This is a genomic window from Bradyrhizobium sp. 4 (assembly GCF_023100905.1).
Classification (GTDB): domain Bacteria; phylum Pseudomonadota; class Alphaproteobacteria; order Rhizobiales; family Xanthobacteraceae; genus Bradyrhizobium.
The window spans coordinates 4,294,492-4,315,103 of the sequence record NZ_CP064686.1 but is presented as its reverse complement, the minus strand read 5'-3'; the positions used below and the strand labels follow the sequence as shown (position 1 = coordinate 4,315,103).

The 20,612-nt window shown below is 63.4% G+C and carries 17 protein-coding genes; 12 read left to right on the top strand and 5 right to left on the bottom strand.

All coding sequences use genetic code 11. The features are described 5' to 3' along the window. Positions 1-72 precede the first annotated feature (72 nt). Both IVB45_RS20210 and IVB45_RS20205 read left to right on the top strand, forming a co-directional pair. On the top strand, positions 73-465 hold the full coding sequence (locus tag IVB45_RS20210; protein WP_247356291.1) for a RidA family protein: 393 nt from the start codon (positions 73-75) through the stop codon (positions 463-465). A gap of 42 nt (positions 466-507) precedes the next feature. Then, positions 508-1,212 (top strand): L-2-amino-thiazoline-4-carboxylic acid hydrolase, encoded by a 705-nt coding sequence (locus IVB45_RS20205; protein ID WP_247356292.1) that lies wholly within the window; start codon positions 508-510, stop codon positions 1,210-1,212. 309 nt (positions 1,213-1,521) lie between these two features. Here IVB45_RS20205 and IVB45_RS20200 read toward each other — a convergent pair whose 3' ends face one another. From IVB45_RS20200 to IVB45_RS20185, 4 genes are all read right to left on the bottom strand, one after another. Next, on the bottom strand, positions 1,522-2,547 hold the full coding sequence (locus IVB45_RS20200) for an ABC transporter permease (RefSeq protein WP_247356293.1): 1,026 nt from the start codon (positions 2,545-2,547) through the stop codon (positions 1,522-1,524). Positions 2,548-2,561: 14 nt separating this feature from the next. Beyond that, positions 2,562-4,064, bottom strand: a complete 1,503-nt coding sequence (locus IVB45_RS20195; protein WP_247356294.1) for a sugar ABC transporter ATP-binding protein — start codon at positions 4,062-4,064, stop codon at positions 2,562-2,564. A 6-nt stretch (positions 4,065-4,070) separates the two neighbouring features. Further along, positions 4,071-5,093, bottom strand: coding sequence for a sugar ABC transporter substrate-binding protein (locus IVB45_RS20190; RefSeq protein ID WP_247289500.1), 1,023 nt, complete (start codon positions 5,091-5,093; stop codon positions 4,071-4,073). Between the two features lie 140 nt (positions 5,094-5,233). Further along, positions 5,234-5,638 carry a globin gene (locus tag IVB45_RS20185; protein ID WP_247356295.1) on the bottom strand — a complete coding sequence of 135 codons (405 nt, stop codon included), beginning with the start codon at positions 5,636-5,638 and terminating at the stop codon, positions 5,234-5,236. A 477-nt stretch (positions 5,639-6,115) separates the two neighbouring features. Between IVB45_RS20185 and IVB45_RS20180 the strand changes: the two genes are divergently transcribed. From IVB45_RS20180 to IVB45_RS20145, 8 genes are all read left to right on the top strand, one after another. Further along, the gene (locus IVB45_RS20180; protein ID WP_247356296.1) at positions 6,116-6,490 is read left to right on the top strand and encodes a DUF2946 family protein; all 375 of its coding nucleotides are present in this window, start codon (positions 6,116-6,118) and stop codon (positions 6,488-6,490) included. A gap of 84 nt (positions 6,491-6,574) precedes the next feature. Further along, a complete protein-coding gene (locus IVB45_RS20175) occupies positions 6,575-8,782 on the top strand; it encodes a TonB-dependent receptor (protein WP_247356298.1) in 2,208 nt (735 codons plus the stop codon). A gap of 139 nt (positions 8,783-8,921) precedes the next feature. Then, entirely contained in the window at positions 8,922-9,440 is a 519-nt protein-coding gene (locus tag IVB45_RS20170; RefSeq protein ID WP_247356300.1) for a copper chaperone PCu(A)C, read from the top strand. 32 nt (positions 9,441-9,472) lie between these two features. Beyond that, positions 9,473-9,991 carry a YcnI family protein gene (locus tag IVB45_RS20165; RefSeq protein WP_247356302.1) on the top strand — a complete coding sequence of 173 codons (519 nt, stop codon included), beginning with the start codon at positions 9,473-9,475 and terminating at the stop codon, positions 9,989-9,991. Continuing rightward, a complete protein-coding gene (locus tag IVB45_RS20160) occupies positions 9,991-11,547 on the top strand; it encodes a CopD family protein (protein ID WP_247356304.1) in 1,557 nt (518 codons plus the stop codon). Before IVB45_RS20165 ends, IVB45_RS20160 begins: the two co-directional genes overlap by 1 nt. Before the next feature lie 153 nt (positions 11,548-11,700). Then, the gene (proS, locus tag IVB45_RS20155) at positions 11,701-13,020 is read left to right on the top strand and encodes a proline--tRNA ligase (protein ID WP_247356306.1); all 1,320 of its coding nucleotides are present in this window, start codon (positions 11,701-11,703) and stop codon (positions 13,018-13,020) included. A gap of 91 nt (positions 13,021-13,111) precedes the next feature. Continuing rightward, positions 13,112-14,392, top strand: coding sequence for a lipoprotein-releasing ABC transporter permease subunit (locus tag IVB45_RS20150; RefSeq protein WP_007603606.1), 1,281 nt, complete (start codon positions 13,112-13,114; stop codon positions 14,390-14,392). Positions 14,393-14,399: 7 nt separating this feature from the next. Beyond that, positions 14,400-15,101, top strand: a complete 702-nt coding sequence (locus tag IVB45_RS20145; RefSeq protein ID WP_018455056.1) for an ABC transporter ATP-binding protein — start codon at positions 14,400-14,402, stop codon at positions 15,099-15,101. A gap of 78 nt (positions 15,102-15,179) precedes the next feature. On the opposite strand, the gene IVB45_RS20140 is transcribed toward IVB45_RS20145, so the two are convergent. Continuing rightward, positions 15,180-16,259 (bottom strand): zinc-binding alcohol dehydrogenase family protein, encoded by a 1,080-nt coding sequence (locus IVB45_RS20140; RefSeq protein WP_247356308.1) that lies wholly within the window; start codon positions 16,257-16,259, stop codon positions 15,180-15,182. A 108-nt stretch (positions 16,260-16,367) separates the two neighbouring features. Between IVB45_RS20140 and IVB45_RS20135 the strand changes: the two genes are divergently transcribed. Together IVB45_RS20135 and IVB45_RS20130 are read left to right on the top strand one after the other, a co-directional pair. Continuing rightward, entirely contained in the window at positions 16,368-17,141 is a 774-nt protein-coding gene (locus IVB45_RS20135) for a helix-turn-helix transcriptional regulator (protein ID WP_027567168.1), read from the top strand. 251 nt (positions 17,142-17,392) lie between these two features. Continuing rightward, a complete protein-coding gene (locus IVB45_RS20130; protein ID WP_247356310.1) occupies positions 17,393-20,542 on the top strand; it encodes a GAF domain-containing protein in 3,150 nt (1,049 codons plus the stop codon). The last annotated feature ends 70 nt before the right edge of the window (positions 20,543-20,612 follow it).

The window sequence follows — 20,612 nt, the reverse complement described above, 5'->3', positions numbered from 1 at the left end:
AACCGCAGCAATGATGCTTTGCGAAGCGGTGATGGCGCCGGCTACGGTCAGCCCGCAATCCGGAGAAACCCCATGCCGCCAGCTCACATCGTCAGCCACAATCCCGCAACGGTCCACGCGCCCGCCGGCGGCTACAGCATGGGGCTTGAACTGACGCAGCATCGCCGCCTGTTGTTCATCAGCGGCCAGGTGCCTGAGACGACCGACGGCGCCGTCCCTGACGGTTTTGAGGCGCAGTGCGAGCAGGCCTGGCGCAACGTGATCGAGGTGCTCGCCGCCGCCGGCCTCGGCATCGCGCATCTGGTCAAGGTCAACACGTTCCTGACCGACCGCAATCAACTCGTGACCAACCGCTCCATTCGTCGCGCGATGCTGGGCGAACATCAGCCCGCGCTGACGGTCGTGATCGTCGAGACCGTCGACAGCAAATGGCTGCTGGAGATCGAGGCGATCGCCGCCGAATGAAACCCGCCGACATTGCAATGAACCAATCATATCAGGTGCTCTATGGCTGACATCATCCATCCGTTTTACGAGGCGCATCGCGGTGCAATGGAGGCCGCCATGCGCGATCGGCTCGACCTGGCCGAAGCGATGTTGCGCGAGCGCGCGCAGCTTTCCGGGATCGACGGGATCAGGCAGGAAGTGATGGACGAATTCGACATCGTGCTCACCCAGATGCCCTATGTCGGCGGCGCGGCGAGCCGCATGAGCGATTTCTTCATGCGTCTCATGGGCTTCACGGCGATCAGCCGGGTGTTGCGACGCCACGGCGTCCCAGTGCCTGTGATCGGCGAGATCGAGCGGGAAACCTACAAGGCGCAATTGCTCACCGTGTCGGAAGCGGATCGTCTCGCCTCGGGTCGTCAGTTCATGTCGCCGGAGAACCTGGCCTTGCTGCGCGAGCAGGCGGCAAGAAGCGCGACCGAAAGCCATCAGACCGAGTTTCCGGAAGATTTCGTCTACGATTTCGTCGAGCCTGATACGGGTGACAGTTTTGAATTCGGCATCAACTACAAGGCTTGCGGCTTCTGCAAGCTGGCGGCGCGCCATGGCGACAAGGACATCCTGCCGAATATTTGCGGGCTCGATTTCGTCGCCTACGCAGCGCGAGGCATCCACCTGGAGAGGGCGCAGACGCTCGCGGGCGGTGCGAGCCACTGCAATTTCCGGTTCTCGCGGCTTGCGCCGGATGAGAAGGCGGAGAGCTAGGCGGCGGTCTCATGCTCCGCGATCGAGGTGATCTTGGGATTGCCTCTGTTGCCCACCGTCATTGCGAGCGCAGCGAAACAATCCAGAATCGTTCCGCGGCGGCAGTCTGGATTGCTTCGCTGCGCTCGCAATGACGAGGGGAGGCACCGGAGCAAGCGCCATCGTGACATCCTGCTCCTGTTTTGCCCGACGAGTCAAACCGTCGCTGCGGTCGCATCATCGCAATTTCGGATTTTATAACTCGTTGAATTCCCTCACAGTATCTACTGTGCATGGGGTTGTTTTCGCGCTTTTTGTTTTGAGGGGTGGCTATTCCACCGCTTTCTCCCTCAGCCGCTGCGCATAGACGTTGATGACCAGCGCCGCCAGCAGGATCAGGCCGCGGATCAGGATTTTCAGGAAGCTGTCGATGTTGACGTGGTCAAGGCCGTTATTGAGGACACCGAGGACGAAGAGCCCGACGATGGTGTTGCCGATGCCGCCGCGACCGCCGAACAGGCTGGTGCCGCCGACCACGACGGCGGCGATGGAGTCGAGCAGATAGGTATCGAACTCGTTCTGCTGCGCGCTGCCGAAATGCGCCACACCGAGCATGCCGCCGATACCGGAGCACACCGCCGAGATCACCATGACTGCGCCGAGGATGAGCTTGACGTTGAGGCCGGAATATTCGGCCGCCTCGCGGTTGCCGCCGACCATGTAGACGTAGCGGCCAAAGCGCGTGTAGGTCAGCACCAGATGTCCCAAGAGCAGCATGATCGCGGCGACGATGACGATCCATGGGATGCCGCCGATCGATCCGGAGCCGAGCGTGGTGATCACGCCGGGCACCTTGTAGGCGATCTGGCCGCGCACCAGCAGCGCCGAGATTCCGGCCGCGATCTGCATCATCGCCAAGGTCATGATGAAGGAAGGGATGCCGATCACGGTCAGTCCCAGTGCATTGACGAGACCGAGGAACGCGCAGAGCAAAATGGCCAGCAGGATCGCCGCCGCGCCGGGCAGGGGAATGTTGGGAATGTTGACGTAGGATTCCTGGAGCGTGAAGTAGGCGACCGCGATGCCGGTGACGTTGGCGATGCTGGCAATCGAGAGGTCGATCTCCGCGCAGAGAATCACGAAGGTGAGGCCGACGGCGATGATTCCCGTGACCGAGACCTGGGTCAGGATGTTGCCGAGATTGTCCAGCGTGGCGAAGGAGGGACTGGCCAGCGCAAAGAAGCCGGACAGAAAGATCAGCGTCAGGAACGGAGCGATGTTGCGCATCTGCGAGCGCAGGAACGGAGCTAAGCCTCGCGCCCGCTGCCCCGCCAAAGCCGTGTCACTGCTCGCCATGGTGTGCTTCTCCGTCACGCCGCTTCCAGCAGGCGGTCCTTGCTGACCGGCTCGTTCTTGAATTCGCGCACCAATGCGCCGCGCTTGAGCACGAGGATGCGGTCGGCCAGCGACAGCACCGTTTCCGGCTCGGTCGAGAGCACGATGATCGCAAGCCCTTTGGCGCGGAGATCGCGGACGATGTTGATGACGTCGTTCTTGGCACCGACATCCATGCCGCGGGTCGGTTCGCACAGCACCAGGAGTTTGGGCGGATAGGTCAGCCATTTCGCCAGCGCGACCTTCTGCTGATTGCCGCCGGAGAGCATGCCGAGATCGAGCCCGACCACCGGCGGCCTGATCTGGAGCTGCTCGACCTGGCGCTGGGCAATGTCGCGCTCCTGCGCCGGCTTGAGCAGCAACGCCGAGATGCGATCGAGAATGCTGATCGAGATGTTCTTGTAAACCGGCTCCTGGTGAAACAGCATTGCGCGCCGGCTCTCCGGCACCAGCGCCACGCCGGCGCGCCGCGCCGCTGCCGTGCTGGCAAACGTCTTGGGCTTGCCCTCGACCGCGAGCGTGCCGCCGTCCGGCTTCAGCTTGCCGAACAAGATGCGCGACAGCTCCTGCTGGCCGCAGCCCATGAAGCCGTAGATGCCGAGCACTTCGCCGGCACGGGCCTCGAAGGAGATGTCCTTCAGGCTGCGGGCCAGCGACAGCTGGTCGACCTTCAGGACCACCGAGCTGTCGTTCGGCTGCGGCAGCATCAGATCGTCGCTATAGCTGTGCTCGAGCGCTTCGCCGCCGCGGCCGATCATGGCCTCGATCAGCGCGCCCTTGCTGGTGGCGGCACTTGCCGTCTCCGCGACCTTCCGTCCGTTGCGGAACACGGTCACCGTGTCGGAGACGCGCAAGATGTCCTCGATGAAATGCGAGATGAAGACGATCGCCGTGCCTTCCTCGCGCAGCCGCCGCAGCGTCGCGAACAGTCGCTCGACTTCGGGTGGGGAGAGGGCGGAGGTCGGTTCGTCCAGGATGACGATGCGCGCGCCGGAGAACAGCACGCGCGCGATCTCGATCAGCTGCTGCAGCCCGATCGGGAGATCGCCGAGCCTGCTCATCGGATCGACGTCGATGCCGAAGCGGGCGAGCTGCTCGCCCGCCTCGCGCGCCATCCGCCGCCACTGCACCAGACCGAGCTGGTTGGTCGGCTGGTTGCCCAGGAACACGTTCTCGGCGACCGTGAGGTCGGGCGCGACGGACAGCTCCTGGTGCACCATGGCGATGCCGGCGCTGTGGGCGTCGCGGGCCGAGCGGAAATGCGTCTCCTGTCCGTCGATCAGGAAGCGGCCGGAGAATTCGGTGTGCACGCCGGCGATGATCTTCATCAGCGTGCTTTTTCCCGCGCCGTTCTCGCCGACGAGACCATGGATCTCGCCGGGGAGAAGCGCAAAGTCGACACCACGAAGCGCCTCGACGCCGCCGAAGCTCTTCGTGATGCCCTGCAGTTCCAGGATAGGCGAACGATCCTCTCGCATGGAGGCTCAGATCAGGAAGTGATCCTGCATCCACTGCATCCCGGCGGCGTTGGCCTTGGTCACCACAGGACCGTCGGTGACGACGTTCTTGGGAATGCCCTGTCCGCTCTTTTCGCCGCCGACCACGGCGGAAACGCCCGCGATGACGGCGCCGCCATGAATCCGGCAGGACGGATTGCGAACGGTGGCGAACATGCGGCCTTCGCTGACCGCCTGGATCGCCGGCGGCATCGCGTCCACGCCGCCGATCAGGATGTTGGTGCGGCCCCGCGCCTTCATGATGTTGGCGGCCGCGAGCGCCATGTCGTCATTGTGGAAGAACGCCGCGTCGATCTGCGGATACTTGGTCAGGTAGGTTTCCCAGAGACGCGCGGTCTTCGACACATCCCAGTCGGCCGGCTGGGTGTCGAGCACCTCGACCCCGGGGAATTGCTTCACGACATTGTTGAAGCCCTTGGCGCGGCCCTGCGCGCCGGTGTGGCCGAGGGCTCCTTGCGTCATGATGATCTTGCCCTTGCCGCCCATGGCGTTGCACAGCGCCTGCGTCACTGAGGCGCCCATGAACTCGTTGTCGGGGGCGAGGAAGGAGTGGACGTTGATCTGGTCCAGCGGCGCGATCAGCGTGTCCATGTCGATCACGGGCGTGCCGGCGTCGATCATCTTCTGCACCGGCTGGGTGAGGGTGCCGATGCCAAAGGCCTGGATTGCGACGAAGTCCCATTTCTGCGAGGCCATGTTGTCGATCGCCGCGCGCTGCTTCACCGCATCGAGCTGGCCGTCGAACCAGGTGACTTCGACATTGAACAGCTTGCCCCAGAATTCCGCGGCCTGCTTGCCCTGCGCGCACCAGGTGGCCTGGAGGCCTGCGTTGGAGAACGCCGCCTTCAGCGGCTTCTCGCTGCGTCCGACTTCGGCTGCAAGGGCGGGGTTAATGCCCATGCTGCCGAGGATGGCAGTCGCGGCGCCGGCGGTTGCTGCCGCCTGAAGAAGATCGCGCCTCGTCGTCGAGAAATCTTTCGTCCCGGACATCGCTCGCTCCCATACAATTTTATCTCGGCGCGTCATTGATTGCGCGACCGATGTCCGAAAGTGTCTCACAAGAGTTGGTGCCACTCAATCCGCAATCAACGGCGGGTCGCCGCGAGCCCGTGTTGGTGCAGCGCAAAGCGTCAGGCCGGGACACCCGCGAACGCGTCGATCTCGATGAGCAGTCGGCCCCAGGCCTGCGCGATGTCCGGCGACCATTCATCGCGGAGAAGATCGCGCAGCGTATCCCTGATGACGGCGAAGAAGGCGATGAACAGCTCGCGCGGCGTGCCGTAGCCATCGTGCGAGGCGACCTCGCACGCGATCAACCGGAAATATCCACGGCGATCACCGGCGAAGTCGAGAATCGCCTCGATCGTGAGTGCGAGCATCGATCCCATCACGAGCTCGCTGCCTTGGGTGCGGAACATCGCCCGTGTTTCGGGATGCTGTTCGAACAGCCGCTGATAGACGTGTGGCGTGAGATCGGTGCAGCGCGAGGCTGCAAGTTCAAAGCTCTGTTCGATCGGATTGGGAGAAGCATTCATCGGTGCTTTAGCCCCGCAGACAAAAAAAGAGCGGGGCCCTAGCCCCGCTCGAAAATTGTGTCGACCCTATTATCCCCGATTCTAAGATTTGATCTTGATTGGCGGGGCGACGCTGCATTTTGCGCGTCAGGGGCTCCTCCCGAGACTTGGACCACCAGACTTCGACCTCGCGGCCGGCCTGAGCAAGAGGATGCTAGATCAACTTTTCTCACTTGTCATCATTTTCGGCAACGAATGTTCAAAATTCGAGCAATTGACGAAATGATCGGGCTTTCGGCTCTGTAAGCATATGACAAATATAAGAAATCCGTGGATGGGGCCGGGTGCTCGACTGCCTCAAATGCCGAAGATTCCCTCCGCGGGCGGCCGGACCACTGTTTTCCGGGAAATTTGCGCTGGATTAAGGAGGCGGCGGAACCGGGCTCGACTTGGCCATCCGCCGGTGTTTAGTTAGTAGACGAACGAATGGTTCGGCGGATGCGCGCACGGCTGCAAAAATTCCTACCTCTGGTCCTGCTCGCCCTGGTGATGCAGGTGCTGGCGCCGATTGCCGCCTGTCTGGCGGCCGGCCAAGCCGTGGCCGATCCGTTGTCCGCCGCCGTCATCTGCCACAGCGCAGGCGAGCAAGGCGGCCTGAACGATCCGGCGGGTACGCCGGTCGCACATGCCGGTGCATGCGCCCTCTGTTGCCTGGCGCAGGTGGGCGCGTCGCTCGATTCGCCGCCGCACGCCGCGCTTTCCGTTCCCTTCCGCCACGCCGAGGGCGTGGTGTGGCACGCGGCGGAGGCATCCGCCGGCGCGGCCCATAAAGGCACAAACGCGCAGGCGCGCGCACCGCCTCAATTTTCCTGACGACTCTCGTGATCGCCGCGGTCCGCCGCAGGCGATTGATGCTGTCGAATGGCCGGAGAGAACGCCCGGCGTCAGGAATGCCCCATGTTACGTTGTCATGCCCGCCGTGGTGTGAGTGTCGTTGCCATTCAGGCCGCGCTGCTTGCATCGTCGAGCGGCGCCTTTGCCCAAAGCAGCAGCGCAGTGTTGCCGCCAATCACCGTCGAGGCGCCTCAGCAGAAGCGCGCGTCGGCGGTCCGACCGCCACGCAATACGGCGCGATCGGCGCGCGTCACGCGAAGCCCGCGAACGACCCCATCGCCGCAGCAAACCGCGAGCGAACAGAGTGCCGGGGCTCCGGGTGCCCTGACGGTTCTGACGGCGCAACAAGCGCTGGCGGGGATTAACCAGACTCCGGGCGGCGTGGCGCTCGTGTCGGCCGAGGTGTACAGGAACTCGACGCCGTCCAACACGATCAAGGATGTTCTGGATTACGTGCCCGGCGTGTACGCCCAGCCCAAATGGGGCGACGACACCCGCCTTTCGATTCGCGGGTCCGGCCTGTCGCGCAATTTTCATCTGCGCGGTGTGCAGCTCTATATGGACGGCATTCCGATCAACACTGCGGATGGCTATGGCGATTTCCAGGAGATCGATCCGAGCGCCTACAAATATGTCGAAGTCTTCAAGGGCGGCAACGCGCTTCAGTTCGGCGCCAATTCGCTGGGAGGCGCGATCAACTTCGTGACCCCGACCGGCCGCGACTCGTTTCCGAATGGTGTGTCCTTCGATGTCGGAGGATTTGGCTACAAACGACTTCAGGCGAACGCAGGCGGCGTCAACGGGCCGTGGGACGGGTTCGTGACCGCTTCCACGCAGGCCGCAGACGGATTTCGCGATCACAGCTTCGGCTCGAGCAACCGCTTGAGCGGCAATGTTGGGTATCAGTTCTCCCCGGATGTCGAGACACGGTTCTACCTCAATGCCAACGAAGTGCGGCAGCGAATTCCGGGTACCGTGACCAAAACGTCCGCTTTGACCGATCCGGAAGCTGCTGCACCTGCGAATGTTGCGATGGATCAGCAGCGCAACATCGATACTGTCAGGCTCGCCAACAAAACCACCGTTCGTTTCGATGACACCAAAGTCGAATTCGGCGCCTTTGGCATCGATCGGCATTTGATGCACCCGATTTTCCAGTGGCTGGACTACCGTTACAAGGACTACGGCGGATTCGCGAAGATCACGGATGACCGTACCATTGGCGGCTTCCGCAACAAGTTGGTCGCAGGCGTCAATGTGCTGAACGGCAGCATCGACAACCAGCAGTTCGCCAATATTGGCGGGCAGAAGGGTGCACTGCTTTCTTCCTCGATCGATCGGTCGGAGAATACCTCCGCCTACGTTGAAGACAGCTTCTACGTCCTTCCAAATCTTGCGCTGATCGGCGGCACGCAATTTCTGTACGCGACCCGCAATCGGCAGGATCGTTTCCTCAGCGACGGGGATCAATCGGGGGCGACGCGCTTTAATCTCTGGTCACCGAAAGGCGGTCTGTTGTGGCAAATCGATCCGGCCTGGCAGGCCTTCGCCAATGTCTCGCGGAGTGCCGAGGTGCCGAGCTTTGGCGAAAGCGCGATCGGTCTCGGCATTCCGACGATCCCGTTCACCAGCATCCGCCCGCAGATTGCCACCACGTACGAAATCGGGACTCGCATGAAGCGATCTGATTATGCCTGGGAACTGACGGCCTACCGGGCCAACATTCGCGACGAATTGCAATGCCTCTATAGTACTTTCGGCAATTGCAATGTGACCAACGCCGACCGCACCATCCATCAAGGCATCGAGGCCGGCGCGGGCGCAGCAATCTTTCGTGACATTTTCGTCAATGGCCCGGCGCCGGACAAGCTCTGGCTGAATGTCGCCTATTCGTTCAACGACTTCCGCTTCGACAAAGATCCGACCTTCGGAAACAATCGATTGCCGGGAGCCCCAACTCACTACCTGCGTGCGGAGCTTCTCTACAAGCACCCTACCGGGTTCTATGTTGGACCCAACGTCGAATGGGTGCCACAGGCCTACTTCGTCGATAGCATGAACACGCTGACGACAGAGCCTTACGCCCTGTTGGGATTGAAAGCCGGCTTCGACAATGGTGGCCCGATGTCTGCCTACGTCGAGGGGCGCAATCTCACCAACAAGACCTACATAGCCAGCGCGAGCATCATCGATCGAGCGACGGCGACGTCAGCATTGTTTGAGCCGGGCACGGGACGGGCAGTGTATGCTGGAATGAGGTATCGATGGTGACGTGCAAATGGCACTTGGGTCTATGTTCGCTCCGCCGCAGGCCGGCATTCCGAATGCCGATGCGGGTGGCGGTGGAAAATCGTCGTGGAAGAATGCAGGGCCATTCTCGGCCCGATCAATCGCGAAAGAGGCAATCAACATGAAGACTATCGGACGAACTCTCCTTGCAATTTCACTGTTGCTGACCGCCTGTGCCGTCGCGCAGGCCGAGGACATCAAGGCCGGCGATCTCATCATCTCGCAGGCGTGGAGCCGGGCGACACCAGGCGGAGCCAAGGTGGCCGGCGGCTATCTGACCATCGAGAACAAGGGCACAGTGGCAGACAAGCTGGTCAGCGTTTCCGCCGATATCGCGGGGAAGGCTGAGGTCCACGAGATGGCGATGGACAATGGCGTGATGAAGATGCGCCTGCTCGACAAGGGGCTCGTGATCGATCCCGGCAAGACGGTGAAGTTCGCCCCCGGCGGCTACCACCTGATGCTCCAGGAGCTGAAGGGCCCCTTCAAGCAGGGCGACAAGGTGCCGGTGACGCTTCAGTTCGAGAAGGCCGGCAAGGTCGCCGTCTCCCTCGACGTCCAAGGCGTCGGCGCGCAGGCGCCCGGCGACAGTGGGCACATGATGAAGAAAATGCCTGATCATTCGGGAATGAAGATGTGACGAGCGTGATCTGGACATTCGGGAGACCCAATATGTCGAAGCGAACCTGGCTGATTGTTCTGGGCGTATTTGCGGCAACGCCGGCAACTGCGCACGTCTTCCTCGAAGGCAAGCAGGCGACAGTGGGGGGATCGTACAAGGCCGTCTTCGCCGTCCCGCACGGTTGCGCGGGCTCGCCCACGGTGAAAATCCGGGTGCAGATCCCGGAAGGCGTGATCGCGGTGAAACCGATGCCGAAGGCGGGCTGGAGTGTTGACGTGGTCGAGGGCAAATACGCCGGCGAATACGACTATCACGGCAACAAGCTCTCCTCCGGCGTCAAGGAGGTGACTTGGTCTGGCGGCAAGCTGCCGGACAAGAACTATGACGAGTTCGTCATGCACACGGCCCTGACCGACACGCTCAAGCCGAACACGATCCTGTACTTCCCCGTCGTCCAGGAATGCGAGACCGGCGTCAGCCGCTGGATCGAGATCCCCGCGGAGGGGGCAGAGCATTCGCATGAGAGCAAATCGCCGGCGCCGGGCGTGAAACTCCTGCCGAAACCCTGATGCGCCTGCTCGCCGCGCTCGCGACGCTGCTCCTCGTTGTCGGCTTCGCGACCGGCGCCTCGGCGCACGCGGCGCTGGTCGCGGTCGAGCCGGCGAGCGGCAGCATGCTCGCGAGCGCGCCGAAGATGGTGGAGTTGCGCTTCAACGAGACGGTGACGCCGGGCGCGATCCGGCTGATCGACGGCGCGGGCACGGCGCGGGATGACGTGCGCGTCGACGCATCGGGCGCGACCATCTCGGTCGCGATGCCGGCGGACCTGCCGCAAGGCACGGCCGTCGTCAGCTATCGCGTGATCTCGCAGGATGGCCATCCCGTCGCTGGATCGGTGATTTTCTCGATCGGCACGCCGACGGGAACGCAACCTCCCGCAAACGCCGATGGCGGATTGAACGTGCTGATCTGGCTGGCGCGAGTCGGTCTCTATCTTGGCCTGTTCGTCGGCGTCGGCGGCGTTTTCTTTGCACGCTGGGTTGCGTGGTCGATGACCGGCATAACCATCCCGTGCGTGGCGCTCGCCATCGGCTTCCCGAGCGCGGTGGTGTCCCTTGGTGTGCTGGGGCTGGATCTCCTCGGCCTACCGCTATCCGCTCTCGCGACGATGGCTCCCTGGAAAGTCGCATCCGGGACCAGCGCGGGCCCGGCCTTGCTCGTGGCCGTCGCTGCAATGCTGTTCGCATTGCTGGCGCTAGGCAGCGCGTGGTGCGCGCGCGCTCTGGCGATCATTGCCTTCGTCGGCGTCGGCTTGTCGCTGGCCATGACCGGGCACGCTGCTACGGCACCGCCCGAACTGTTGACCCGGCCCGCAATCTTTCTCCATGGCCTCGGTGTCGCCTTTTGGATTGGGGCCCTCGCGCCGCTGGGCGCCCTGTTGTCAAAGCGACCCGTCGCGACATTGCCCGTCGTGAACCGCTTTTCTCGTATCGCGGCGCCGGCCGTTGGCGTTCTCGCATTGACCGGCCTCGCGCTCGCCATCGTCCAGCTCGAAAAGCCGTCTGCATTGGTCGAGACCCGCTATGGATTGATCCTCTCGATCAAGCTTGCACTGGTCCTCGTGCTGCTGGCGCTTGCCGCGCTCAACCGCTTTCGCCTGACACCGGCAGGGGATCTCAAGGCCGCGCAGAGCCTGAAGCGCTCGATCGTACTCGAATGCGCCATCGCGCTAGGCATCTTCGCCGTCGTGGCCGGTTGGCGTTTCACGCCGCCGCCGCGAACGATCGCTCCGGAGGCGCCGCTGGCGATCCACATCCACACCGACAGGGCGATGTTTCAGGTCCTGGTCTCGCCGGGCAAGGCGGGTATCGACGATTTCGTCCTGCAGCTCATGACTGGCGAGGGGGCGGTTCTCGATGCCAACGAGGTGACGCTGACGCTGAGCCTGCCCGAACGTGGCATTGAGCCGATGGAGCGGAACGCCTCGCTCGGGCTGGACCGCTACTGGCACGTGCGCAAGGTCGAGTTGCCCTTTGCGGGCCGCTGGCATGTGCGGATCGACGCGCTCGTGACCGATTTCGAGAAGATCACCCTGGAGGATGAGTTCGAGGTGGCGGCGCCCTGAACCGGGCTCTTCGGCACCTCGCGTCGAAGGTGAAGTCGACGGAAAAATGACAGGAATTCCGCTGTGTTAGCGGGTTTTCCTCATTCCCGGTCTTGTGTTTTGGCTCCCAATCCGGTTTCACTGCAAGCCATCACTGATTCCTCGAGTATTGCCATGCGGTTGTCGCGGTTCTTTCTGCCCATCCTGAAGGAAAATCCGAAAGAGGCTGAAATCGTCTCGCATCGGCTGATGCTGCGTGCCGGCATGATCCGGCAGGAGGCCGCCGGCATCTATGCCTGGCTGCCGCTCGGCTTCCGCGTCCTGAAGAAGATCGAGCAGATCGTGCGCGAGGAGCAGGACCGCTCCGGTGCGCTGGAACTGTTGATGCCGACGCTCCAGCTTGCCGACCTCTGGCGCGAGAGCGGCCGCTACGATGCCTATGGCCCCGAGATGCTGCGCATTGCCGACCGGCACAAGCGCGAGCTGCTGTACGGTCCGACCAACGAGGAAATGATCACCGAGATCTTCCGCGCCTATGTGAAGTCCTACAAGAGCCTGCCGCTGAATCTCTATCATATTCAATGGAAATTCCGCGACGAGCAGCGCCCGCGCTTCGGCGTGATGCGCGGCCGCGAGTTCCTGATGAAGGACGCCTATTCGTTCGACCTCAACGAGACCGCGGCGCGCGTCGCCTACAACAAGATGTTCGTCGCCTATTTGCGCACCTTCGCGCGGATGGGGCTGAAGGCGATCCCGATGCGCGCCGAGACCGGCCCGATCGGCGGCGATCTCAGCCACGAGTTCATTGTGCTCGCCGAGACCGGCGAATCCGGCGTTTTCATCAATCGCGACGTGCTCGACCTGCCGGTGCCGGGCGCGGACGTCGACTACGAGAGCGATTTGACGCCGATCATCAAGCAATGGACCTCGGTCTATGCGGCGACGGAAGACGTTCACGACGCCACGCGCTTCGAGCAGGAAGTGCCCGCGGACAAGCGGGTGAACACCCGCGGTATCGAGGTCGGGCAGATTTTCTATTTTGGCACGAAGTATTCCGACGCGATGAAGGCGCTGGTGGCGGGCCCCGACGGTGTCGACGTGCCGATCCACGGCGGCTCCTACGGCGTCGGCGTCTCGCGCCTGCTCGGCGCCATCATCGAGGCCTGCCATGACGATGCCGGCATCAAATGGCCGGAGGCGGTTGCCCCGTTCCGCGTGTCGATTCTCAACCTCAAGCAGGGCGATGCCGCGGTCGATGCGGCCTGCGAGAAGCTCTATGCGGAGCTGTCCGTCAAAGGCGTGGACGTGCTCTACGACGACACCGACCAGCGCGCCGGAGCCAAATTCGCCGCCGCCGACCTGATCGGCATCCCCTGGCAGATCATGATCGGCCCGAAAGGGCTCGCCGACGGCAAGGTCGAGCTCAAGCGGCGAAGTGACGGCGCCCGCGAGACCATGTCGCCTGCGGACGCGGTCGCAAGACTTGTGGGCTGATAAGGCTGGGTCGGCTGAATATTGTTCATCGCCCGAGATCGCGGCCGCCAATCCGGCCACATTTGACCCCGAATCATGGGACTATCGAGCGATGGATGAGACCATGACCGAAACCGTTCAAACCGCGCCTTTTGCGCCATTCGAGTGGATGCTGTCGGCGCGCTACTTACGGGCGCGCCGCAAGGAGGGATTCATCTCGGTCATCGCCGGGTTCTCCTTCCTCGGCATCATGCTGGGCGTGGCGACGCTGATCATCGTCATGGCCGTCATGAACGGCTTCCGCAAGGAGCTGCTCGACAAGATACTCGGGCTCAACGGCCACATCCTGGTCCAGCCGCTGGAATCGCCGCTGACGGACTGGAAGGACGTCGCCGACCGCCTCAGCCAGGTCCAGGGCATCCGGCTCGCAGCGCCCGTGGTGGATGGCCAGGCGCTGGCCTCATCGCCGTGGAACGCCTCCGGCGTCCTGGTGCGCGGCATCCGCTCCGACGACCTCAACAACCTCACCTCGATCGCCAAGAACATCAAGCAGGGCTCGCTCGAGGGCTTTGACGACGGGCAGGGGGTCGCGATCGGCCGGCGCCTCGCTGACCAGCTGTCGCTGCACGCCGGCGACAGCATCACCCTGGTGGCGCCGAAGGGCGCGGTCACCCCGATGGGCACGACACCGCGCATAAAACCGTACAAGATCGCCGCGGTGTTCGAGATCGGCATGTCGGAGTATGATCTCGGCTTCGTGTTCATGCCGCTCGCGGAGGCGCAGGCCTATTTCAACCGCAGCAACGACGTCACCTCGATCGAGGTTTTCACCACCAATCCGGATCAGATCGTCGCGTTCCGTCAGGCCGTGACGGAGGCAGCGGGCCGGCCGGTGTTCCTGGTGGACTGGCGTCAGCGCAACTCGACCTTCTTCAACGCGCTCCAGGTCGAGCGCAACGTGATGTTCCTGATCCTCACCATGATCGTGCTGGTCGCGGCGCTCAACATCGTTTCCGGCCTGATCATGCTGGTGAAGGACAAGGGCAGCGACATCGCGATCCTGCGCACGATGGGGGCCTCGCAAGGCTCGATCATGCGCATCTTCCTGATCACGGGCGCCTCGATCGGCGTGGTGGGTACGATGGTCGGCTTCATCGTCGGGCTGGTGATCTGCCTCAACATCGAATCGATCCGGCAATTCCTGTCCTGGCTGACCAGCACCGAGCTGTTTTCGCCAGAGCTGTATTTCCTGTCGAAGCTGCCCGCCGAGATCGACATCGGCGAGACCTCGGCCGTCGTCATCATGGCGCTGACGCTGTCGTTCCTGGCGACGCTGTATCCGTCCTGGCGCGCCGCGCGCCTCGATCCCGTCGAAGCGCTGCGGTACGAGTGAGGGGCTGATGGAGCAGCAGGGGGCGGAAGATGTACCGGTCATTTATCTCCACGAGATAAAGCGGCAGTACTTGCAGGGCGAGGTGCCGCTGACGATCCTCGACGGCGCCAAGCTCGCGCTGTGGGCGGGCCAGTCCGTCGCGCTGGTGGCGCCGTCCGGCTCGGGCAAATCGACTCTGCTGCACATCGCGGGGCTGTTGGAAGCGCCCGATTCCGGCGAGGTCTACGTCAACGGCGCGCCGACCTCGCAACTGCCCGACATCGAGCGCACTCAGCTTCGCCGCACCGATATCGGCTTCGTCTACCAGTCGCACCGGCTGCTGCCGGAGTTCTCGGCGCTGGAGAACGTCATGCTGCCGCAGATGATCCGCGGCCTCAAGAAATCCGAGAGCGTCAAGCGCGCCAAGGAGATCCTTGGCTATCTCGGCCTCGGCGAGCGCATCACGCACCGTCCGTCCGAGCTGTCGGGCGGCGAGCAGCAGCGCGTTGCGATCGCGCGCGCGGTGGCCAATGCTCCGCGGGTGCTGTTTGCGGACGAGCCGACCGGCAATCTCGATCCGCACACCGCGGACCACGTCTTCCAGGCCCTGATGCAGCTCGTCAAGGCGACCAAGGTCTCCATGCTGATCGCGACCCACAACATGGAGCTCGCCGGCCGCATGGACCGCCGCGTGTCGCTGTCGAACGGCCAGGTGGTCGAGCTCGAGTAAAAACCCTCGAAAACAACCCCATGCACAGTAGCCAAGTGCTTGGGCGAACTAACGAAAAAATGGCGCTCCCCGGGGCGCTCAAGGCCGGATCACCGTCAACTTGAACGGTCCGCCATTGGCGGCCGCATGTTCCACGGCCTCGTTGGCATGGTCGAGATCGAAGGCGGTGGCCTCGTATTCCTCCAGCCTGAGCAGTCCCGCGCGCACCAGCGCGATCAGGCCGCCTGCCGCATCCGGCGGGTACATCCAGACGCCGTGGATGCTGATGCAGTTGCGCATGATCCAGGGGTAGGGCAGTTCGAGCCCCGCGCCGCCGGCCATGCCGACGCCGCCCATCAGCACGACGCGGCCGTAGGCGCGCACCGTCATGATCGCCGCGCGCACGACATTCGTGCTCACCGAGGGCGGCATGATGTCGAGCACGCAGTCGATCGGTCCGGGCGCCGTTCGCTTCATGCGCTCACGGTCGTCGTCTTCGTTGCCGGTGAGTTTGACCGGCTTCACGCGGTCACCAAAACGCCGGACGAGGTCGGCCAAAATTTCGTCGTTGCGGCCGGGTGCGACCACACAGGCCGCGCCCATCGCGAGCGCGACCGAGACGGCGGCGCTGCCGAAATTGCCGGTGGCGCCGCTCACCAGCACGGTCTCGCCGGGCTGAAGGTTGGCGGCGAGAAAGCCGCCATAGGGCACCAGCAGCGTCCCCAGCGCGCACCATCGCGTGGCGTCCTCCGGCGTGATCGTGCCGAGCCGCTTGACGTTCTCCGTCGGCACCCGCATCTGCTCGGCAAACGAGCCGTGGCGAAAATGCTGTTGCAGGCGCATGCCGCCCGCACCGGCGGCCGTGAGGCCTTGCAGGGCGATGTCGGGCGAAACGACATCATCGCGCGAACGCACCGTCGGGTCGCAGAACACCCAGTTGCCGACGCTGAGCTTCGTCGCGTCCGGGCCGATGGCGCGGACCCGGCCGATGCCGCCAGGCCCGGGGATGATCGGCAGCTCGAGCGCATAGTTGCGCACCCCGCTGAAGACCTCGTTCATGTAGGACAGCACCCGCGTTGCGATGACGTCCACGATGACCTCGCCCGTGCCGAGCACCGGTTCGGGTGCATTCTCGATGACGAGCGGAGATCCCAGGGATTTGAGTACGGCGGCTTTCATGGTGGTCACCTCATGTTCGGGTGATGCCCATATGCACCGCCTTCCCAGGTCCAGGAAGGCCTGGTATTATCCTAGTATTGCCCAGGCCCTCCATCGAGGCACGTCACCATGGCCGACCCACGCCGCGTCGAATTCGGCGACTTTCTCAGGTCCCGCCGCGAAAAGCTGTCGCCGAAGACGGTCGGGCTTCCTGCCGGCCGGCGGCGCCGCACCGCGGGCCTGCGCCGCGAGGAGGTGGCGCAGCTCGCCGGCATCGGCGTCGACTGGTACATCCGCCTCGAGCAGGGGCGCACCGTCAGCCCCTCGGTCACCACCATCGACGCGCTGGCGCGTGCGCTACGCCTCAGCAAGACCGAGCACGCCCATCTCAAGGCACTGGCCCGCGACGGCGACAGGCGCGCGTTCACGCGCGAGATCGTGCCGCCGCCAATTCGGCGGATGATCGAAAGCCTGAAGCAGCCGGCCTACATCACGGGGCGGCGCTGGGACGTGCTGGCCTGGAACGCGGCGGCCGAGGAGATCTTCGGGTTCGGACAATTGCCCGAGCAGGACCGCAACACGCTGCTGCTGGTGCTGACGAACAAGCAGACGCGAAAGTTCTACGGTGCCGGCTGGGCGGATGTCGCGAAGAGCATGGTTGCGATGTTTCGCGCCACTCACGACGTCTGGGCCGGCGATCCCGCCTTTACGGAATTGCTGACGCGGCTGCGCCAGGGCAGTCCGGAATTCGTCAAATGGTGGGAAGCGCACGAGATCCGCAGCACTGCCGCGGGCCTCAAGACCATGAACCATCCGACCAAGGGCGTGCTCCGGTTCGAGCACACGAGCTTTCAGGCCAACGACGATCCGGCGCTGAAGCTCGTGATCTATACGCCGGTGTAGGGTGGGCGTGGGGCTTGGAGCCGCCTAGCGGCAGCTGGACCGACCTGGTGGAAGTCCGGGTCGATGGCCAGGCTTCCAGGGGACGGTGATGACGGGAACCTAAATGCCATCATGCGGTTATCGCGCAGACAATTTGTGCCACCTGCCTGCATCACTCACAGGGTCAGGCGGGCTCACGGTCGAAGCGAGCAGCAGCGGGACGATCAAACACTGGCTCATCGTGGAGCCAGGAAAGTGGCAGGGGAAGACCAATGACGACAGCGACCGGGGTCCGCTCGGCCGATCGCAATTCCGTCTTAGCCACGCTCGGCGACTACATCCGAGAGATCAACAATCCGGACGATCTCGCCTATGCCGCGGCAGAGCTGCTTGGCCGCAGCCTGAACGTCAGCAGGGCAGGCTACGGCACGGTCGACACCTCAGCCGAGACCATCACCATTGTCCGCGACTGGAACGCACCGGGCATCCTGAGCCTCGCAGGCGTGCTGCGCTTCCGCGACTATGGCAGCTACATCGAAGACCTCAAGCGGGGCGAGACCGTCATCTGTGCCGATGCGGAAAAAGACCCTCGCGTCGGCGATCGTGCCGAGGCTCTCGAGGCGATCTCTGCGCGCGCGCTCGTCAACATGCCGATCTCCGAACCCGACGGGGTGGTGGCGCTGCTGTATCTGAACAATGCCAGGCCGCGCGAATGGAGCCCCGAAGAGCTGGAGCTTATCCGCGATGTTGCCGAGCGCACGCGCACGGCCGTAGAGCGCCGACGTGCGGAGACGGCCGTCCGGGAGAACGAAGCCCGGCTGCTTTTCCTGGACACACTCAACAAGGAGACGGCCAAGACCCGTGATGCCGACGGCGTGATGAAGGTGACGACCAGGATGCTTGGCGAGCATCTCGACGTATCGAGCTGCGCCTATGCCGATATGGATCCCGACCAGGACGGCTTCACCATCCGCGGGGATTGGGCGGCGCCGGGCGCGGTGCATATCCTCGGGCACTACAGTCTGGCTGACTTCGGCAAGAAGGCGGTGCGAGAGCTCGGCGCCGGCATGCCCCTTATCATCAACGATAATTTGAAGGAGCTTGCGCCTGAGGAAGCCGCCACTTTCCAGAACATCGGGATAGGCTCGACGATTTGCATGCCCCTGGTGAAAGAAGGGCGCCTGACCGCCCTGATGGCGATTCATCACCGGGGCCCGCACCAGTGGACGCCGCGGGAGCTCGCCTTGCTCACCGAGGTGACCGAGCGGTCGTGGGCTCACATCGAGCGCGTCCGATCGGAGCAGGCCGCGCGGGAGGCTGCCGAACGACTGACGCTTGCGAACAACGCCGCTGGTATCGGCACCTGGGACTACGACCCGGTCAATAACGTTCTTCGATGGGATAACCGCTGCAGGGAGGTGTTCGGTTTACCCGCCGACGCCGAAGTCAGCTATGAAGGGTCGTTCCTGAAGGGCCTTCATCCCGAGGACAGGCAGCGCGCCCACGAGGCCGTGTCCGCAGCTCTGACGCCGCACGCGCCGGCACATTACAATATGGAATACCGAACCATCGGCATCGAGGACGGCGTCGAACGCTGGATCGCCGCCACCGGTCAAGCCATCTTTGCCAACGGCCAGGCTGTTCGGTTCATCGGGACGGTTCTGGATATCACCGCGCAAAAGAAAACCGAGCGTCATCTCAGAATACTGAATGATACCGGGGCTTCGGTCTCTCGCGAACGCGGCCTCGAGACAATCGTCCAGATCGTGACGGATGCCGGCGTCGGCCTCACGGGTGCTCAATTCGGCGCCTTTTTCTACAACGTTCTGGCGCCGGATGGCGGCAGCTACGTGCTGTATTCGCTGTCGGGTGCGCCGCGATCCGCGTTTGAAAACTTTCCGATGCCCCGCAACACCGCGGTCTTTGGCCCGACCTTTGAGGGCTCTGGCGTGGTGAGGTCCGACGACATCCTGCAGGACCCCCGCTATGGCAAGAACGTGCCGCGGAAAGGCATGCCCGAGGGCCATCTTCCGGTCCGATCCTACCTGGCGGTCCCCGTGATCTCGCGAACCGGCGAAGTCCTCGGCGGACTTTTCTTCGGCCACGCCGAGACGGGTAAATTCCAGGCCGAGCATGAGGCCGCCTTGCTTGGTATTGCCGGCCATGCCGCCACCGCTATCGACAACGCCCAGCTCTTGACCCGGCTCGAGGCGCTCAATGCGGGATTGGAGCAACGTGTTGCCGACGAAATCGCCGAGCGCATGAAAGCCGAAGAGCAGTTGCGGCAATCCCAGAAGATGGAAGCCGTCGGGCAATTGACCGGAGGTATTGCCCACGACTTCAACAATATGCTGGCCGTGATCCTCGGCAGCTTGAACCTTGCCAAGCGGCGGCTCGGCAGGGGAGAGGTCAGCATAGACCGCTTCATCGAGGGCGCGATCGACGGTGCAAATCGCGCAGCCACGTTGACGCAGAGGCTGCTCGCGTTCTCGCGCCAACAGCCTCTCGCGCCTGAGGTCGTGGACATCAACAAGATGGTCGGCGGGATGAGCGAGTTGCTCGAGCGGTCACTCGGCGAGCTTATCCGCCTCGAGACGGTGCTGGCGGCTGGCCTCTGGCGGGTCAAGGTAGACCCGGCCCAGCTGGAAAGCGCCGTGATCAATCTCGCGGTCAATGCGCGCGATGCCATGCCAAAGGGGGGCAGGCTGACGATAGAAACCAGCAACGCCTCGATCGATCGAAAGTATGCGCGCGAGTATGCACTCGGACCCGGGCAGTACGTTCTGGTGGCCGTGATGGACAACGGCACGGGAATTCCGGCCGATGTGCTCGGCAAGGTGTTCGATCCGTTTTTCACGACCAAGGTCGTGGGCAAGGGCACCGGCCTCGGCCTCAGTCAGGTCTACGGTTTCGTGCGGCAGTCGGGCGGCCATGTCAAAATTGACTCGGAAGTCGACGTTGGCACGACCGTGAAGATCTATCTTCCACGCTTCGCCGGCGAGGAGGCGGGCTCGGACCTGTCGCAGCAAGAGATACCCGCCGGTGCGAGCCATCAGAACGAAACCATTCTCGTCGTGGAAGACGACGAGCGCGTCCGCAGCATGTCGTCCGAAAGCCTGCGCGAACTCGGCTACGTCGTCATCGAGGCAGCCAGTGCCAGAGAGGCGATCAGGACGATCGAAAATGGTTTCGTTCCAGATCTGCTGTTCACGGATGTCGTCATGCCCGATATGACCGGCGCCGAGCTTGCGGCCGAGCTGTCGAGACGATACCCGGCGCTGAAAGTGCTGTTCACCACCGGCTACACGCGCAATGCAATCGTTCACAATGGTGTGCTCGATGCCGGCAAGCATCTGCTTCCAAAGCCCTTCGCTATCGAAGACCTGGCTGCCAAAGTCCGCATCTTGCTCGACGAAATCTGAACGCGTTTTGGAAACGATCTCTTTCGTTTGCAAGCCGCCTTCCCAAGGGCTATGTCCCGGCTTTCGGAAG

Excerpts from the sequence above, each read along its gene's own strand:
- IVB45_RS20150 (WP_007603606.1), top strand. The coding sequence starts at position 13,112 with ATGGATGAGACCATGACCGAAACCGTTCAAACCGCGCCTTTTGCGCCA.
- IVB45_RS20170 (WP_247356300.1), top strand. The coding sequence starts at position 8,922 with ATGAAGACTATCGGACGAACTCTCCTTGCAATTTCACTGTTGCTGACC.
- IVB45_RS20160 (WP_247356304.1), top strand. The coding sequence starts at position 9,991 with ATGCGCCTGCTCGCCGCGCTCGCGACGCTGCTCCTCGTTGTCGGCTTC.
- IVB45_RS20190 (WP_247289500.1), bottom strand. The coding sequence starts at position 5,093 with ATGTCCGGGACGAAAGATTTCTCGACGACGAGGCGCGATCTTCTTCAG.
- IVB45_RS20195 (WP_247356294.1), bottom strand. The coding sequence starts at position 4,064 with ATGCGAGAGGATCGTTCGCCTATCCTGGAACTGCAGGGCATCACGAAG.
- IVB45_RS20180 (WP_247356296.1), top strand. The coding sequence starts at position 6,116 with ATGCGCGCACGGCTGCAAAAATTCCTACCTCTGGTCCTGCTCGCCCTG.
- IVB45_RS20165 (WP_247356302.1), top strand. The coding sequence starts at position 9,473 with ATGTCGAAGCGAACCTGGCTGATTGTTCTGGGCGTATTTGCGGCAACG.
- IVB45_RS20140 (WP_247356308.1), bottom strand. The coding sequence starts at position 16,259 with ATGAAAGCCGCCGTACTCAAATCCCTGGGATCTCCGCTCGTCATCGAG.
- IVB45_RS20175 (WP_247356298.1), top strand. The coding sequence starts at position 6,575 with ATGTTACGTTGTCATGCCCGCCGTGGTGTGAGTGTCGTTGCCATTCAG.
- IVB45_RS20205 (WP_247356292.1), top strand. The coding sequence starts at position 508 with ATGGCTGACATCATCCATCCGTTTTACGAGGCGCATCGCGGTGCAATG.
- IVB45_RS20135 (WP_027567168.1), top strand. The coding sequence starts at position 16,368 with ATGGCCGACCCACGCCGCGTCGAATTCGGCGACTTTCTCAGGTCCCGC.
- IVB45_RS20210 (WP_247356291.1), top strand. The coding sequence starts at position 73 with ATGCCGCCAGCTCACATCGTCAGCCACAATCCCGCAACGGTCCACGCG.
- IVB45_RS20130 (WP_247356310.1), top strand. The coding sequence starts at position 17,393 with ATGACGACAGCGACCGGGGTCCGCTCGGCCGATCGCAATTCCGTCTTA.
- IVB45_RS20145 (WP_018455056.1), top strand. The coding sequence starts at position 14,400 with ATGGAGCAGCAGGGGGCGGAAGATGTACCGGTCATTTATCTCCACGAG.
- IVB45_RS20185 (WP_247356295.1), bottom strand. The coding sequence starts at position 5,638 with ATGAATGCTTCTCCCAATCCGATCGAACAGAGCTTTGAACTTGCAGCC.
- IVB45_RS20200 (WP_247356293.1), bottom strand. The coding sequence starts at position 2,547 with ATGGCGAGCAGTGACACGGCTTTGGCGGGGCAGCGGGCGCGAGGCTTA.
- proS (WP_247356306.1), top strand. The coding sequence starts at position 11,701 with ATGCGGTTGTCGCGGTTCTTTCTGCCCATCCTGAAGGAAAATCCGAAA.